Source organism: Mesorhizobium sp. M0077 (genome assembly GCF_040322955.1).
Classification (GTDB): domain Bacteria; phylum Pseudomonadota; class Alphaproteobacteria; order Rhizobiales; family Rhizobiaceae; genus Mesorhizobium.
The window spans coordinates 35242-53433 of the sequence record NZ_JAMYUL010000018.1; the positions used below are offsets into that span (position 1 = coordinate 35242).

The 18192-nt window shown below is 64.9% G+C and carries 5 protein-coding genes; 2 read left to right on the plus strand and 3 right to left on the minus strand.

Annotated elements, in window-relative coordinates; genetic code table 11:
- Positions 1-198: 198 nt before the first annotated feature.
- From NKJ57_RS26775 to NKJ57_RS26785, 3 genes are all read right to left on the minus strand, one after another.
- Positions 199-1851: an ABC transporter substrate-binding protein gene (locus tag NKJ57_RS26775; protein WP_352513512.1), complete on the minus strand. Its 1653-nt coding sequence runs from the start codon at positions 1849-1851 to the stop codon at positions 199-201.
- Positions 1852-2103: 252 nt separating this feature from the next.
- Positions 2104-8151 (minus strand): translocation/assembly module TamB domain-containing protein, encoded by a 6048-nt coding sequence (locus NKJ57_RS26780; RefSeq protein WP_352513511.1) that lies wholly within the window; start codon positions 8149-8151, stop codon positions 2104-2106.
- 2 nt (positions 8152-8153) lie between these two features.
- Positions 8154-10082: an autotransporter assembly complex protein TamA gene (locus NKJ57_RS26785; protein ID WP_023804940.1), complete on the minus strand. Its 1929-nt coding sequence runs from the start codon at positions 10080-10082 to the stop codon at positions 8154-8156.
- A 277-nt stretch (positions 10083-10359) separates the two neighbouring features.
- On the opposite strand from NKJ57_RS26785, the gene NKJ57_RS26790 reads away from it, so the two are divergent.
- Both NKJ57_RS26790 and pbpC read left to right on the plus strand, forming a co-directional pair.
- Complete coding sequence (locus tag NKJ57_RS26790) at positions 10360-15846, plus strand: alpha-2-macroglobulin family protein (RefSeq protein ID WP_352513510.1); 5487 nt, start codon at positions 10360-10362, stop codon at positions 15844-15846.
- 83 nt (positions 15847-15929) lie between these two features.
- The gene (gene pbpC / locus NKJ57_RS26795) at positions 15930-18035 is read left to right on the plus strand and encodes a penicillin-binding protein 1C (protein ID WP_031203746.1); all 2106 of its coding nucleotides are present in this window, start codon (positions 15930-15932) and stop codon (positions 18033-18035) included.
- Positions 18036-18192 lie beyond the last annotated feature (157 nt).

An 18192-nucleotide genomic window follows, 5' to 3' on the forward strand; every position in this document is an offset into this window, starting at 1 on the left:
GGTTGGAGCCAGTTCGAAAAACCAGCTTTGCCGTTGCCGGCAGAGTTGGCCGTCAAATCGGCACTCGGATGCAATCAACCCAGTTTTATTGAACGGTCTTTCAGGAGAGTCCGCAACTTTTTGCTGCGGCGGCTTCCGGTTCTGGGCCATGCGAGGCGTGACGGGAAGGAGCGAAGCGCCCCTTCCCTGACGTTCCAATCACGCCTGGTCGAGCCAGACCTTGCCGTAGTCGCGCTCGAAGGTCGGATGCATCTTGTAATTCTGCACCGCCTTGACCGAGTGGCTGTAGAGCTTGCGCCAGTATGGCTGGATCATGATGCCGGAATCCTGCAGGATCTGCTCGATGTCCTTCATCATTTCCTTGCGCTTGGCCGCATCGGCGACAGCCAATGCTGCATTGAGCTTGGCATCCCATTCGGGGTTGGAATAGGCCGACTCGTTCCACGCCTCGCCAGTGCGATAGCCGATCGCCAGAACCTGAACGCCGAGCGGGCGCATGTTCCAGTTGGTCATCGACAGCGGGTACTTGGTCCAGTCGTTCCAGAACGTCGAGCCCGGCAGCACCGTGCGCTTTACCTTGAGGCCGGCGTCGCGCATCTGCGCGGCGATGGCGTCGCCGGTATTCTTGTGCCAGTCTTCGTCGACCGTGATCAGCTCATGCTCGAAGTCGGCCTGGCCGGCTTCCGCCATCAGCGCCTTGGCCTTGGGCGGATCGCGAGCGACTTTGGGCAGCTCGTAATATTCCGGGTGGATTTGGCAGACATGGTGGTTTTCAGCCACCGTGCCGGCATTTCCGTAGCCAAGCTGCAGAACGACATTGTTGTCGACCGCCAACTGCAGCGCGTTGCGCACCTTCTGATCGCCGTAAGGCTTGTTGTTGATGTTGGTGCGGCACACGATGGTCGAGGCGGTGACGATTTCGGACTTGACCAGGTCCAGTCCGTCGAGGATCGACACATAGTCGGCCGAGGTCTCGAAATTGGTATGGACTTCGCCCGCCTCGAAGGCACTGACCATGGCTGCCGGATCGGTGCCGTAGTCGACGAATTCGATGCCGTCGAGGAACACCTCGCCGTCCCACCACTTGTTGTCCTCGCGGCGCTTGTAGACCACCTTCTGGCCGACATCGTAGGAGACGAGCTCGAACGGACCGGTACCGATCGGGCAGGCTTTGAAGTCGCCGCCCTTCTCGTCGAAGCTCTTGTGGACGATGAGACCGGGATAATCGCACATGTTCGGAATGAGCGCGATGTCGGCCTTGCCGAGCTTCAGCTTGACGGTGTGGTCGTCAACCTTGGTCACGGCGCTTTCGTCGAGTTTGTCGTCCTTGACCAGCGTGCCGAGACGGCCAGGCATGGAATTGCCCTCGGCCTTCTTGTCGGCCCAGCGCTTGAGATTGAAGATGACGTCATCGGCGGTGAAGGCATCGCCATTCGACCAGGTCACACCCTTGCGCACATGCAGCGTGTACTCGGTGGCGTCGTCGTTGACCTCCCAGCTCTCCAGAAGGTACGGGCGGAACGTGTATTCGCTGGTGTACTTGACCAGCGGCTCAAGCGCCTGACGCTCGGCATTGGCGATTTCCGACCAGTCGGCCTTGCGCGGATCCTTGGGATCCTTGACCCATTGCGCGACTTTAAGGATGCCGCCCTTCTTGCCCTGCACCTCTTCGGCCCTGGCTTGGGTCGGCACGGCTACGCCGAGCATGCCGTAGGCCATCGCAGTCGACGCGCCGAACACGCTGGCCATGGCGAGGAACTCGCGGCGATCGACTTTGCCTGCCTTGGCTTCTTCGGCCATGGCCAGGATGTGATCGGGAACGCGATCGCCATTACTCTTGTAATTTGTCATACCTTAACTCCCATTGTTGGCTTTCCGCCTTTTAACATTCCGCATCCCTGCCGTGATGTCAAAGACGGCATGGCTACGGAACCTGTTAGGGAATGTGCAACTTTGAAAAGGGAGCGGTTCGCGTGATAACGACAGACTTGGCGCAAAAGTGCTAGCGCGCCCAGATTCCGCCGGAATCTGCTTAGGCGAGTAACTGATACATTTGGGCGGGTTGAGACAGCGCCAGTTCCGGCGGCGGTAAGGGCCAGGAACTCAATATTCCTTTTCGTAGAAGATGCCGCCCTTGGCCTCGCCGCCATCGTTGGCCTCGCCGCGCAGCTTGACGCCGCGTCCCACATTGAGGTCGATCGTCGCCTTGCCCGATCCTGGCCTGTCGCCTTTCTGGATCGTCACATAGGTGCGGTCATTGAGGTACTTGCCCGCCGACACGGCGGTGCCGCCCTGGTCATCGGTGGTCACATCCAGGTCATCGACGCCGATTGCACTGCGCAGGTTTTCGAGCAGCGAGGTCGAGCCGCCGACGCCGGCCAGTTGGCCGGCGGCCTCGGCCAGCTGCGCGATCTGAAGCGGCGACAGGTTCGACATAGAGCGGCCGAAAATCAGCTGCGCCAGCACCTCGTCCTCGGGCAGCGCCGGCACCGAGGAGAAGTCGAATTTCGGATTGGTGGCTTCGCCCGAGACGACGATGGTGACGGTGGCGCTGGTCGTGGTCGATGTCGCGGTCAAGTTGAGGTAGGGCACCAGCGAGCCCGAAAAGCCGACCGTGCCTTCGGTAAAGGTCAGCCGCTTGCCGAGGATCGACAGCCGCCCACGCTGCAAGGTGAAGGTGCCGACCGCCTGCGGCGAAGCCGCCGGGCCGGTCAACCTCAGCGAACCGCCGAACTCGGCATCGACGCCCCTGCCCTGGATGAAGATCTGGTTCGGCGCATTGACCGTGACGTCGAGGACAAGCCCACTGCCGCCACCCCCGCTGGCCGCCGCCGGTCGCAAGGCCTTGTCCTGCGCCCGCACGGAGGCGGGCGCGTTCTTGTGCTTGACACCGAGCGCTGCCAGCGAGCCCGGCAGCTTATCCGGAACGGTGATGACGGTCTTGGCCAGATTGACGGTGCCCGAAATCACCGGCGCCGAGGTGAGCGGCCCCTTGATGGTCAGGTCGCCGCCGAGATTGGCTGTCACCACCCCGCCGTCGGTATAGCGGCCGTCGACCAGCTTGATAGACAAATCGGCTGGGAAACCTTGCGCCGGATTGATGCCGAGGGTGCCGGAGGCCGACAGGCTGCCGCGTGTCGACAGCGTGCCGGTCAGCCGGTTGATCCGGGCAACGCCGTTGCCGATCGAAATGTCGGCGGCAATGTCGTTGACGGCAAGGCCGGAGCGCGCGTCGACCAGGCGGGCGCCCGACGTGCTGACCGTGCCGCCGATCACCGGCGACGCCGCCGGGCCGCGCATCTGGATATTGACGTTAGCGGTGCCGCTGAGCGACAGCCCTTGCGCCGCAAGCTTGGCGGCCAGGAAGGAAAATGGCACCTTGCCGTTGAAGTCGAGCACCAGCGCTGGTGTGCCGGCCGTCGTCACCGTACCGCCGCCCTTGAGCCCAAGCCCGGCGCCGTCGCTGATGTCGGCGTTGAAGGTGAGCTTCTTGCCGGCGAATGTTCCCGACGAGGAGATATTCATGCCGCCAAGACCGGCGCTGCGCGTCTGCGAGGTCTGCACCCCACCAGCATCGATATCGAAAGCGACAGTCGGATTGCCCGGCGCGCCGGTTACCTTGACTGTTCCCGAAATCGAACCGGCGGCCTGGAGGCCCGGCGAAAAACTGTTGGCGAGTGAGGCCGGCACCTTCGACAGCGCGGCGCTGATGTCGAGTGCCTGCCCGACCTTGCCGGTCACCGTCGCCGTGCCGCCACCGAGATTGAGCACCAGCTTGTCCAGCGTCGTGGTGCCGTTCGCGATGCTGACGGTCGAGGCCTGGGCGATGGCCGCCTTGATGCCCTGCACCGTGGCCTGGCCGGAAGCGAGTTCGATGGTGGTGGTGCCGCCAGCCACCTTTACCCTGCCCGCAGCCTTCGCCGGAATGCCCTTGACGGTGGCGCCGCCGGAAAACCCGGTCCAGTCGCCGTCGCGCTTCAAATCGACATCGATGCCGCTGATGGCGGTGCCGCCGGAAATGACGCTGTCGGCGCGAATTTTGCCCGAGATGACCGGCGCGGCGAGATAGTTGGCGACCAGCGCATCGATCGACACCGTCTTCGCCTGCAGGTCGCCGCGCGTAATCGAAGCGGTCGCAGCCTTGACGGCGACGTTCGGGCCATCCGCGGTCTTTGAGAAGGCGATGGTGCCGCGCACGTCGCCTTCGGCCTTTTCCAGCGCCAGCGCCGCCAGGGGCCCGATATCCGGCAGGTCGAGCGCGATGGTGCCGACCGGCACGAAAGCCTCGTCGAGCGCAAGGTCGCCGGAGATCTTGTTGTTGCCGAGCGACAGCAGCAGGCCGTTGATGGCGCTCTTGCCGTCGGCCGTCGCCAGCACCGCGCTGCCTTGCAGCGCCTGCCCTGCGACATTGCCGGTCAGTTGCACATTGGCCGCCGGATTGGCGGCGTCGGCCTTGCCGGTTGCGGTCAGCTTCAACCCGGTGATTTCGCGTTCCGCCACCAGCAGCCGGTCGCTGTTGACTGTCAGCGACAGGTCCGGCGCCAGGCTAGGCCCCTGCGCGCTGAGTGCGAAGCTGATCGCGCCTTTGGCATCTTTCGACAACAGTGAGATGTCGGCCAGTGCACCCTTGATATCTGCGCTGAGCTTATTGTCGGCGAGACTGGCCTGACCGTCCGCGGTCAGTGCGCCCGACGCCAGCTTGACCGGATTGGCGCTGACATTGCCATTGCCATCCCGCTTCAGCGTGGCGCTGAGCTGCGTGCGCTCTGCCAGCACGCTGCGCGCCGCCGCCGGCAACGCCGCCGACAGCACGTCGGCGTTGAGGTTGAGGTCGATTGCTCCATCGGCAAAGCCGACACGGCCATTGAAGGCGCTGCCCAGCGCATCGGCCTGCACCGAGCCGCTGTCGATGGTGATCGCGTCCGCCGCCAGGGTGCCGGCGATCTTGGCGGTGATCTTGCCGGCGATCAGCGGCGCGATGGTCGGATTGTCCAGACCGATCTTGTCCGCCGTCACCGTGCCCGAGATCGGACCGGTTCGGCTTTTCATATCAAATGCATCGGAATGCAGCGCAAGCGCAATGCCCTCGACCTTGGCGTCATCCGTCGCCACCGAAGGCAGTACCGCCGAGATGTCGAGCTTGGCTTGCGCAGCCTGCCCGGCCGCCTTCACCGACAGCGCCTGCAATTCGAGCTTGATCGGGCTTTCCGCGCTGCCCAGCGTCAACGGCAGGCTCGGACCGGACGATGTCAGATCGAGCGCGAAATCGCTGGCGCCGTTCGGGTTGAGGGTGCCGGCCGCCTTGCCGGAGATTTTCTCACCCGAAAGCGTCGCCTGGTCGAGCACGACGCCGCCGGCCGCGGAATAGCTGCCGGCCGCATCGACATCGAGCGGCCCGAGCCCGGCCTGACGGGTCTGGCTCGTCTCGGCGCCGGCCAGCTTTGCATTAAAGCGAATGTCGGGATTTGCTGATGGCCCGGTGATTTGCGCCGTGCCGTCGAGCGTGCCCGCGGCATCGAGGCGGGGCGAAAAGCCATTGGCAAGCGCAGCCGGCAGCGCCGAGAAGGTCGCCGCCAGATCGAGCGTCTGGCCCGCCGTGCCCGACAGCGTCACCGAGCCGCCGCCGAGATCGACTACCAGCCTTTGAATGTTGGTTATGCCATCGGCAATGGTCAGGCTCGACGGCTCGGCGATCGCCACCTTGATGCCGCGCACCGTCGCCTCGCCGGACGCGATCTCGACGCTGGTCGCGCCGCCAGCAATCTTCGCCCGCCCGGCAGCTGTCGCCGGAATGCCTGATATGGTTGCTCCGCCGGTGAAATTCGTCCAGTCGCCGTCACGCTTGAGGTCGACGCCGATGCCACTGACGACGGTCGTTCCCGAGGTCACGCTCTCGGCCTTGATCGTGCCGGAGATCGCAGGGCTGTTGAGATAGTTGGCGATCAGTGCGCTGACGGTGACTGCCTTGGCTGCCACATCACCGCGCGCGATCGACACGCTGGCTGCATTGATGGTGACAGTGGGAGCCTCGCCGTCTTTGGCGAACACCACGGTGCCGCCGATATCGCCGGCCGCCGTCTGCCCGGCCAGCGACGCCAGCGGCGCGATATCGGGCGCGGAGATCGTCAGCGTCCCCAGCGGCAGGAATTTCTCATCGAGCGTGAGGTCGCCCGACACCTTGTTGTCGCCCAGCGCTACGCTGAGCCCCTTGATGGAGCGCTTGCCATCGCTCGTCACCAGCGCCGCCTTGATGGCGAGCGGCTGTTCGTCGACCGCGCCGGTCAGCGAGATATCTGCGGCCGGGCTCACAATGTCGGCCTTGCCCGATGCGGTCAGCTTGATGTCCTTGACCGTGCGGCCGGAGGCCGTCAGGCTGGCACTGTCGGCCGAAACCGAGAAATCCGGTGCGTTGCGCGCGCCGCTTGCCGTCAGCGCGAAATCGACCCCGCCGGCGATCGGCACGCCGACCAGCGAAGACAGCACCGAGACGTCGCCGAGCTTGCCCTTGATGTCGGCCTGGATATCGCTGCCTTGCGCGCTGGCGGTGCCGCTGGCGCTCAGCGAACCGGAAGTGAGTTCGATCGAGTTGGCGGCGAAAGAGCCCTGCGGATCGCGCGTCGCGGTCGCCGAGAATTTGACCCGTTCGCCAAGCAGCGAACTGATCTGCGGCGGCAGCGCCGTCGACACAGCATCGGCATTCATCTTCAGCGTCATGGCGAGATCGGCCAGCGTCACCTTGGCCGTCAGCCCGGCATTGAGAGCATCGCTGCGCAGCGTGCCTTCGTCGAGGGAAATCTCGTCCCTGCTGATCGAACCGGCAAGAGAGGCCGTCAGCTTGCCGGTGATCAGCGGCGCCAGCGTCGCCACGTCGGTCTTCAGCCCGGCGGCCGCCAGACTTACACTGACCGGGCCGCTGCGGCTCTCGATGTCGAAACCGTCGGAATGGATCTTCGCATCCAGATTGTTCACCTGAGAGCCGCCCGCAACCACCGAGACGAGCGAAGCGCTGGCGTCAATCATCGGCGCCTTGCCGTCACCGAAGGCGCGCGCGGTCACATTGTTGATGGCCACCATGATCGGCTGCGCCTGGGTACCGGCATTGACCGTGACCGGCTTGGCTTTGGCCACGAGTTCGACCGAAAGGTCGCTGGCGCCGTTGGGGTCGACCATGCCGGCAGCGGTACCATGAACTGCGTCGCTCTCGATCGCAGCGCGCTCGATGTCGACGCCGCCGGCCGCGGTCGCGGTGCCGGCTAGGTCGAAGCTGGTCTTGCCGGCAAACAGCGACTTGAACCGTTCCGGCAGGAAGCCTTCGAACGAACCGTCGCCCTTGGCCTCGATCCGGTTGCCCTTGTCGGTGAGCTGGTGCCGGCCGGTGAGCTGGGTAACGATCTGACCGTCGACCATGAAGGTGCCGATGCCGCTCCAGTTGGCCAGCGGCCCGGTGCCCGAGACGACGATGTTGACCGGCGGCGCGCCGGGTAGCTTGAGCAGGTTGGCGATGATGCCGCCGGCCGGCTCGGAAGCCTTGAGATCGAGGTCGAGCTTGTTTTCATCCGGCGCGAAGTGGATGTTGGCGTCGACATTGCCTTGCTTGCCGTCATGGCGGGTAACGTTGAGCACCGTCTGGATCGCCAGTGGCGACGCATCGACCTTGGCCGATCCCTTGGCCGCAAGTTCGGCAATGCCGCTGCCGGCAAGTTGCTGGCCGAGCGCGATCTCCGGCAAATCGATCGCTCTGATATCAAGCGAAACCGGCAGGCCGCCCGACCCGCTCTTGCTCGGCTCGGTGCTCGCCACAGGCAGCCGTGCCAATTCTATCCGTTCGGCCGCTATGCGGTCGGCGCTGAAATTCTTCGACAGCAGCGCCAGCGGCGACCAGTCGATGGCCACCTTGCGGGCCACCAGCCAGGCGCCCTCGCGGTCTTCCAGCACGACATGGTCGACCGTCAGCGCGCCGGACCAGATACCGTTAATGCCGCTGACCGTGACTTTGCTGTCCCTTGACGAGGCCATGTCAGAGATGATGCCGGCGAGATTTTCGCGGCCGCGCTCGGTCTTGGTCAGCACGACCAGCGCGCCGATGCCCGCCGCCGCCACGATCAGCAGCGTGTAGAAAAACAGGCGAAGGATGCGTTTCAAAATCTTCATCGTCAGAACGCCTGTCCGATCCCGGCATAGATGCCGAAACGCGGGTCGCCACGGTCGCGGTTGAGCGGCACGGCGGCGTCGATGCGCAGCGGCCCGAACGGCGTGATGTAGCGCAGGCCAACGCCCGCGCCGACCTTCACGTCGGAAAAGTCCGGCGTCGCTGTGGTCGAGACAGTGCCGGCGTCGACGAACGGCACGATGCCGATCGTGTCGGTCAGCGCAATGCGCATTTCGACCGATGTTTCGAAGAAGGAAAGCCCGCCGATCGGCTGATTGTCGATGTCCTTCGGTCCGATGCCCTGATAGGCATAGCCCCGCACCGAGCCGCCACCGCCGGAATAGAAGCGCCTGTCGGCTGGAACGTTCTGAAGGCCGGTGCCGACGATCGAACCCAGCGCGACGCGTTCGGCAAGCACGAATTTCGAGGCCGTGTCGAGCGACTGATAGGCCGACCCCTCGCCCCTGAGCTTGAGGAAGGCGGCGCCGCTCAGAATGTCGTAGCTCGGTTCGGCATAGGCCAGAACCCTGAAGCCGCTGGTCGGATTGAGCCGGTTGTCCCTGTTGTCATAGACATATTGCAGCGGAATGCTGGCGATCAGGTATTTGTGCTTGCCGAAGGCGTCGGTGATCCTGGAATAGTCCAGCGCGATTTCAGCCGAAACCGTCTGCTTCTTGTCGATCTCATAGGACAGGCCGGTGCTGCCCTTGACCGAGAAATGGTCGTAGGCATCGGGATGTTCGAGGACGGTCTTGACGCTGGCGATGAATTTCGAGGCCGGCCCGACCACGCCCGGCTTCTCGAACATGATGCCGGCATTGTAGTTGAGCTCGCTGAGATCGTTGCTGCCGATGCCGCTGATCTTGCCCTCGATGCGCAGCTTTTCGGCCCGGCCGAACAGATTTCGGTGGCCCCAATAGCCTTCCAGGCCTAGCCCTTCGGTGTTGGAGAAAGTGCCGCCAACGCCGAAATAGCGTGGTTTGCGCTCGCTGACCTGAACGCCGATCGGAATGTTGCCGTCGGCGTCGAGACTGTCGGCTTCCTTCAGCGTCACGCTGTTGAACACTTCGAGCCTCAGCAGCCGGTCGCGGGCATCGTCGATCTCGTCGGGCGAATATTGCCGGCCGCGTTTCAGCCCGGTCATATATTCGGTGAACTCGCGATTGACCTTCTCGGTGCCATCGACGGTGGTGTCGCCATAACCGGCAACCGGCCCGGCGGCCACCGTCAGCGTCACGTCGAGCGTCGAGGTGGTGTGCTCGGCCACGACCTGCCTGTCGGTGATCCGGGCCAGCGGCCGGCCCTCCTGCTTCAGCGCCCGCACGATCAGCGCCTCGGCCTTGAGCACGGCGCCCGAGCCGGCATCGCCGCCGGCTATCAGGCCGAAATCGGCGCTCGCCAGCCCGGCGGCATCGCCCTCCAGCCGAATATTGCCGAGCGTGAATTTGGGCCCGCTCGAGATGCTGATCACCACCGGGATCGGCTGCGGACCCGTAAATTCGGCATCGGGCGGCAAATCGTCGAGCGCCTTGCCCTGGATGGTGATGGTGACGACGCCTTCATAACGGGCGTCGGCATAAAGCGCGGCGACCAGCTGTTCGCGGTCGCTACGCGCCTTCGCCAAAAGGCCGAGCGAGCCGGAAACCGGGCGGTCTTCGTCGGATTTCAGCGACGAGGCGTTTTCGAGCTTCTTGACCAGGTCCTTGTCGGCATCGGGCGCTTCGATGGTCACCGCATAGCGCAGCGGGTCGACGATATCGGCGTCCTCGTCATTCGAAGAGCCCCACAATTTGATGCCGAAGAGCTCGAAGGCGGCCGCCGACCCCGATTCGGCAACGAGCACGGTCGAGCACGCCAACGCCACAATCAGCGCACGCGAAAGCGTGCGCCGTGGCGCACTTACCTTCGACATCTGCGCTTCATACGCCGGCATCAGGACAACCTAGGTTACAAAACTAAAATTGGAATGAAGTTTTGAAGCGCTCGTAAAGGGGCCACAATCCAATTGTCTGAAATAGGCAGGGCTTGGAATTCACACCTTCTGCGTTTTCGCAAGAAAGCGTGATCCCTTTCCCGTGGATGAACTATCGGCATACCGGTCATTGGCCGGTTTGGGAACCGTTGGCGGGCGGAAACCTGCCCGTCCTCGTGTTGACAAGCTTGACTGAAGCTTGAACATGCCGCGGACGTAGCAGTGTCTGGAGGGTGTTATGGCGATGCGCGCGGCGGCTCGTGGTCTGTCGATCTTGATTCTTCTCATTTTCGCCTGGGGGTCTGTAGCGCAAGCGGCCGAAGCCCGCCGGGTGGTGACCTCAAATAATTCCGACTATTTCGGCTTCGATCTCAGATCGGACCAGAATGTCAGCCTCGATCAGTGCAAGACGACATGCCTCGGCGACCCCGCCTGCCGCGCCTTTACTTACAACAACAAGGCCAAATGGTGCTTCCTAAAGTCCGACTATAACCAGTTGAAACCCTTCAGCGGCGCGGTCGCGGGCAAGGTCGTCAATGTCGATGGCGACCCCGATATCGGCGCCCCGCCGGAACTCGCCTTCTTCCCCAACTGGATGGCCGACCAGGCCCAGCAATACCGCAACAAGCTGACCGATCCGGCCTATGACAAGCCGACCGACGGGCTGGAATCACTCCGCGCCGCCGCCGAACAGGCTGCACTGACCGGCGACCATGGCCAGGCCATGAACAAATACGAGGCCGCGGTCTCGGTCCTGCCTGACGACGGTCAGCTTTGGCTCGGTCTGGCGCGTGAAACGCTTGCCATACAGCCGGCCAGCGGCACCTCCGAATCCTACAATCTGCCGGTCAAAGGCACCTCCGCCGCCATCAACGCCTACAAGTTGCTGCGCACCACCAAGACCCGCGCCGAAGTGCTGGCGCTGCTCGGCAACGGCCTCGACCGCCGCGATCTCTACCGTCCGGCCCTGCAGGCTTATGAAGCCAGCCTCGCGCTGGTCAGTTCGCCGGCGGTCAAGGCCGAATATGAGGATCTCAAGGCCCGCAAGGGCTTCCGCGTCATCGATCACTCGATCGACGCCGACACCAGCGCGCCGCGCATTTGCGCGCAGTTTTCCGAGGAGCTGGTCAAGACCGGCGTCGACTACGCCCAGTTCGTCACCGTCGACAACCAGCCGCCCAAGGGCGTCGAGGCCAAGGACAAGCAGATCTGCGTCGAAGGCCTGGAGCACGGCCAACATTACGAAGTGACCTTCCGCGCCGGTCTGCCGGCCGCCATTGGCGAGGTCACCGCCGCTCCGGTCGTGCTGTCGATCTATGTGCAGGACCGCGCGCCGTCCGCCCGCTTCACCGGCGACAGCTTCGTGCTGCCCGCCGGCGCCCGCCGTGGCATCCCCATCGTCACCGTCAACATGAACGCCGCGCAGATGAAGCTCTACCGTATCGGCGATCGTTCGCTGGCGCAGCTTCTGTCCGGCTATCAGTTCCTGAAGCAGCTCGACGGCTATGATATCTCCAGCATTTCCGACCAGATGGGTGAGCCGGTCTGGCAGGGGCAGCTGGATATCGCCAACGACCTCAACAAGGACGTCACGACTTCGTTCCCGGTCGACGAAGCCTTGCCGCAGCGCAAGCCCGGCGTCTACGTGCTGACCGCGCAAGCGGTAAATGAAAATGACGAGGACAATTACAATTCGCTTGCCACGCAGTGGTTCGTCGTCTCCGACATCGGCCTGTCGACCTATACCGGCCAGGATGGCCTCAATGTCTTTGCCCGCTCGCTCGGAACCGCCAAGCCGATCGCCGGCGCCGAACTGACGCTGCTGGCCAGGAACAATGAAATCCTCGGCACAGCCACGTCGGACGCCGAAGGCCATGCTGTCTTCAACCCCGGCCTGACGCGCGGCGACGGCGGCATGGTGCCGGCCGTTCTGATGGCCAAGCAGGGCGACAACGATTTCGTCTTCCTCGACATGGGCCGCGCCGGCTTCGATCTGTCCGATCGCGGCGTCGCCGGACGCGCCGCACCGGGCGCGCTCGATGTCTATGCCTGGACCGAACGCGGCATCTACCGCGCCGGCGAGGATGTGCATGTCGCAGCCCTTGCCCGCGACGGCGCCTCCAAAGCGGTGGAAAACCTGCCGCTGACCTTCATCTTCACCCGTCCCGACGGCGTCGAGAACCGCCGCATCGTTGCCGATGGCGTCTCGGCCGGCGGCTATGCCGTCGACCTGCCGCTGGAAGCCAACGCCATGCGCGGCACCTGGACGGTGTCGATCTATACCGATCCCAAGCAGGCGGCCGTTTCCAGCCAGATGTTCCTGGTCGAAGACTTCGTGCCGGATCGCATCGAGTTCGACATGAAGTCCGACAAGCAGGAGATCGCCCAGGGCGAAACCGCCAACATCGACATTGACGGCCGCTTCCTCTATGGCGCGCCGGCCGCCGGCCTCGCGCTCGAAGGCGAGCTGACGCTGTCGACGGCGCGCGACTGGGACCGTTTCGCCGGCTATTCGTTCGGCCTTGCCGACGAGCAGTCGGCCGAGCCTTCGGTCACCCCGTTCACCGGTCTGCCGGTGGTCGGCGACGACGGCAAGGCGACCTTCCCGGTCACGGTCGACCAGTTGCCCGCGACCACCAAGCTGGTCGACGCCAAGGTCACGGTTCGCATGCGTGAAACCGGCGGCCGCGCCATCGAGCGCTCGCTCAACATCGGCATCCGCCCGCAAGGCCACATGATCGGCATTCGTCCGGATTTCGCCGACAATGAGGTGCCGCAGGGCGGCACCGCCAAATTCAGCCTCATCGCGGTCGACCCCGACGGCAAGCGCGAGACGCTGAAGGGCGCGCAGTGGTCGCTGGTCAAGGTCGAACGCAATTACCAGTGGTATCGCAACAACAACTCGTGGAACTACGAACCGGTCACCTTCACCAAGTCGATCGCCAACGGCCAGGTCGATCTCAGCGCCGATGCCGAGGCGACCGTGACGATGCCGGTCGACTGGGGCCAGTACCGGCTCGAGATCGAGACTGCCGATCCCGAGGGCCCGGCGACCAGCTATGAGTTCGACGCCGGCTGGTATGTCTCCTCGACCTCCACCGAAACGCCTGATGGGCTCGAGATCGCTCTCGACAAGGACAGCTATGCCGCCGGCGACGTGGCCAAGCTGAAGGTGTCGCCGCATTTTGCCGGCGAACTGCTGGTCACCATCGGCGCCGACAAGCTGCTCAAGACCATCACGGCAACCGTGCCGGCCGGCGGCAGCACGGTCGACATCCCGGTCGGTGACGACTGGGGCGCGGGCGCCTACATCACCGCAACCCTGTTCCGGCCCGGCGATGCGCAGGAAACCCGCATGCCGGCGCGCGCCATCGGCGTAAAATGGCTGACGGTCGACCCAGGCTCGAAAAAGCTCGCCGTCACCCTGACGCCGCCGGACAAGACGATGCCGCGCCAGCAGCTGTCGATCCCGGTTTCGGTCGCCGGCGTAGCGCCGGGCAGCAATGCCTATGTCACGGTCGCTGCCGTCGATGTCGGCATTTTGAACCTCACCAACTACAAGGCGCCGGATCCGGAGGGCTGGTATTTCGGCCAGCGCATGCTCGGGCTCGAAGTCCGCGACATCTATGGCCGTCTCATCGACGGCTCGCTCGGCACCACCGGCAAGCTCAGGACCGGCGGCGACGGCGCCTCGATGCAGCCGCAAGGCAGTCCGCCGACCGAAAAGCTGGTCGCCTTCTTCTCCGGCCCGGTCCAGCTCGACGCCGACGGCAAGGCAAGGATCGACTTCGACATCCCGCAGTTCAACGGCACCGTGCGCGTCATGGCCGTCGCCTGGACCAAGGATGCAGTCGGCCATGCCACGACCGACGTCATCGTGCGCGATCCGGTGGTGATCACCGCCGGCCTGCCCCGCTTCCTGGCGCCTGGAGATGCAGCCATCATGCGGCTCGACGTCGCCGACACCGACGGTCCGGAGGGCGACTATGCCCTGTCGATCGCCACGACCGGCGACCTCTCGACCGGCGACAAGCCGTTGCCCGAAAAGCTGACTCTCGCCAAGGGCAAGCGCCAGACGCTGACTGTGCCGCTGGTTGCACAGACGGCGGGTAATGCCTCGATCACCATCAAGCTCGCCCATGGCGACGGCACCGCCGTCGAGCAGACGCTGTATGTCCCGGTGCGTCCGGCGCAATTGCCGGTCACCACCCGTCTGGTCGTCGACCTCAAGGGCAATGGCGGCTCGCTGCGCGTCGACAAGGAGCTGCTCGCGGCAAGCCTGCTCGACGGCGCCTCGATCAGCGTCGGCGTTTCGCAGGCTGCCGCCTTCGACGTGCCGTCGCTGCTGATGACGCTCGACCGCTACCCCTATGGTTGCGCCGAGCAGACCACCAGCCGCGCCATGCCGCTTCTCTACGTCAACGATCTGGCGTCCGGAGTCGGCATGCAAAGCGATCCCGAACTGCACGGCCGCGTGCAGGCCGCCATCTACAAGGTGCTGAGCTACCAGGCTTCGGCCGGCAGCTTCGGCCTGTGGGGTCCGGGCTCCGGCGATCTGTGGCTTGACTCTTACGTCACCGACTTCCTGACCCGGGCGCGCGAGCAGAACTACGACGTGCCGGCCCTGGCGATGAGCCAGGCGCTGAGCAATCTGCAAAACTCGGTCGGTTACGACCAGGACGTCCAGGATCGCGGCAGCGAAATCGCCTACGCGCTCTATGTTCTGGCCCGCAACAAGAAGGCCTCGGTCGGCGATCTGCGCTACTACGCCGACACCAAGCTCGAAGCCTTCTCGAGCCCGATGGCCGTCGCCCAGTTGGCGGCGAGCCTGGCGCTCTACGGCGACGCGCAGCGTTCGGAAGCAACCTTCCAGACGGCGCTGCAGCTGGCCAAGTCGACCACCGAGTACGACTACTACCGGTCCGACTATGGCTCGCGGCTGCGTGATGGCGCCGCGATCCTGGCGCTCGCCGCCGAATCGAAGCCGGTGCCGACCATCGTGCCGGAGCTGATCCGGCTGGTGGCAAGGGAACGCGCCGATGCCCGCTGGACCAGCACGCAGGACGAGTCCTGGATGCTTCTGGCGGCCCGCGCGCTGAAGTCGGGCAACGACTCGATCACGCTCTCGGTCAACGGCGCGCCGCATGCCGGTGGGTATTCCAACCACCTCAGCGGCACCGACATTGCCGACAGCCCGCTGACCATCGCCAACACCGGCGCCACGCCGCTGCAGGCGGTCGTCACCACGGTCGCCTCGCCGGTAGAGCCCTTGCCGGCCGGCGGCGACGGCTTCACCATCGACCGCACCTACTACAAGCTCGATGGCACCGAAGCCAACGTCACCGAGGCGACGCAGAACGAACGCTACGTGGTCGTGCTCAAGGTTTACGAGCAGAACCGCTGGCCTTCGCGCCTGCTGATCACCGACCTGTTGCCGGCCGGCTTCGAGATCGACAATCCGGGCCTTGTTTCCAGCGCCCAATTGTCGAACTTCACCTGGCTGGCGCAAACCGACGCCGCCCATCTCGAATTCCGCGACGACCGTTTCGTCGCGGCATTCAATCCCAATGACGGCGATGGCGACCGCAACATCATGCTGGCCTATGTCGTGCGTGCGGTGACGCCGGGCACCTATGCCCATCCGGCGGCCACGGTGGAGGACATGTACCGGCCGCAATATTCGGCCCGCACCGCCACCGGTATGATGGAGATCAAGGCGCCGTAAGGCGCCTTGACGAAGATGAACACGCCGATGTCCGCGACCATCTCCTTCTCCCCGCTATGCGGAGAGAAGGAGCCGGCAGGCGGATGAAGGGCACCACCATGCTCTCCAGAAAATTTCTCCGTCGAACAGGCATCGCCGCCGCCTCCCTCGTCGGCTTTGCGGCGATCGCTGCCGCTTCTCTCTGGGAACTCGACCGCGCTTTTCCGCCGCCGCTGCCCGGAAGGCTCACCGTCTGCACCGAGGTCCAGGACCGCGACGGCCAGCTGTTGCGCGCCTTCGCCACGCCGGACGGTTACTGGCGGCTCGACACTCATCTCGACCAGGTCGACAAGCAGTTCGTCGACATGCTGGTCACCTATGAAGACAAGCGCTTCTGGGACCATGATGGCGTCGATGTGCTGGCGCTGGCGCGCGCCGCCGGCCAGTTCGCCACCAGCGGCCATATCGTCTCCGGCGGCTCGACCCTGTCGATGCAGCTTGCCCGGCTGATCGAGCCACGCGAAAACCGCAGCCTCGGCTCGAAGATCAAGCAGATGCTGCGTGCCATCCAGATCGAGCGGCGGCTGTCCAAGCAGGAGATCCTCGAACGCTACCTGACCTTGGCGCCCTATGGCGGCAATCTTGAAGGTGTGCGCGCCGCCTCGCTCGCCTATTTCGGCAAAGAGCCGAAGCGGCTGACGGTCTCGGAAGCAGCACTGCTCGTCGCCTTGCCGCAATTGCCGGAAAAGCGCCGGCCCGACCGCAATCTCACCATCGCTCATGCCGCCCGCGACCGCGTGCTGACCCGCATGGTTTCGGCAGGCCTGCTTGGCGAGCGCGAGGCCGCGCGCGCCGCCCTCGACGATGTCTCGGGCCTGCGCCGCAAATTGCCGGCGCTGGCGCCGCACGCCGCCTACGCCATGCTGCCCAAGGCCGTGCCCGGCAAGCCACTGCAGCTTACGATCCGCAAAAGCGTCCAGCAAGGGCTGGAACAGGTGGCGCGCGATGCCGCGATCAAGCTTGGCCCGCGCCTGTCGGTCGCCATGGTGATGGCGGACGCACGCACCGGCGACATTCTTGGCGAAGTCGGCTCGGCCGATTTCTTCGATGCCAGCCGCTCCGGCTGGATCGACATGACCAGGATCGTGCGTTCGCCCGGTTCGACGCTGAAGCCGTTCATCTATGGCCTCGCCTTCGAGCAGGGGCTGGTGGCGCAGGAAATGCTGATCGAGGACAGTCCGGTCGATTTCGGCGGCTACCGGCCAAAGAATTTCGACATGGGCTATCAGGGGGATGTCTCGATCCGCCAGGCGCTGCAGCTGTCGCTCAACGTTCCGGCGATCCGCGTGCTCGACTCGGTCGGCCCGGCACGGCTGATGGCGCGCTTCCGCCAGGCCGGCGTCAGCCCGGTGCTACCGGTCAACGAGGCGCCGGGCCTCGCCATCGGCCTCGGAGGCGTCGGCGTAACGCTGCGCGATCTCGTCCAGCTCTATACCGGCCTGGCCAATGGCGGCAAGGCAAACACGCTGCATGACGGCACCGAGCCGGCCAACGACGAGCGCGCCACCGCCACCATCCTCGACGCCCAGGCGAACTGGCAGATCACCGACATATTGTCGGGCGTAAAGCCGCCTGAGGGCGCCTTGCAGCGCGGCATCGCCTACAAGACCGGCACGTCCTACGGCTATCGCGATGCCTGGTCGGTCGGCTTCGACGGCCGCTACGTGCTGGGTGTGTGGGTCGGCCGCGCCGATGCCGGTGCGGTGCCCGGCCTGTCCGGCTATGTCTCGGCCGCCCCCATCCTGTTCGAGGGCTTCGTCCGTTCAGGCCTCACCGCCGTCCCGTTGCCCAGCCAGCCGGCCGGCGTCGTCAAGGCCAGGCGCGAAGACCTGCCGGTGACATTGGCGCGCTTCGGCGCCGGCGCCGACGGACTGGTGCAGGCAGGCCCGACGGAACCGGCGCCAACGATCATTTTCCCGCCCAACGGCGCCCGCGTCGATCTCGCCACCAATTCCGCCGAGGCCTCGCCGCTGGTGCTGAAACTGCAAGGCGGCCGCGCGCCGTTCCGCTGGCTGGCCAATGGCAAGCCGCTCGTCGGCATCGACCGCCGCCGCACTGCGACCTGGCTGCCCGACGGCGCCGGCTATTCGACGCTCACCGTCATCGACGCCGTGGGACGCGCGGCAAGCGTGAAGGTGTTCGTTGAATAGATGGCGCCAAGCGATTCAGGGGATTGGGCTTCTTCGCCCGAGACCCGGCGCGAGGCACCCCCCTCTGGCCTGCCGGCCATCTCCCCCGCAAGGAGGGAGATTGGCAGCTTCGGCGCCGCGCTCATTCAGCAACGTTGAAAATTGGCGAAAGCCGCAG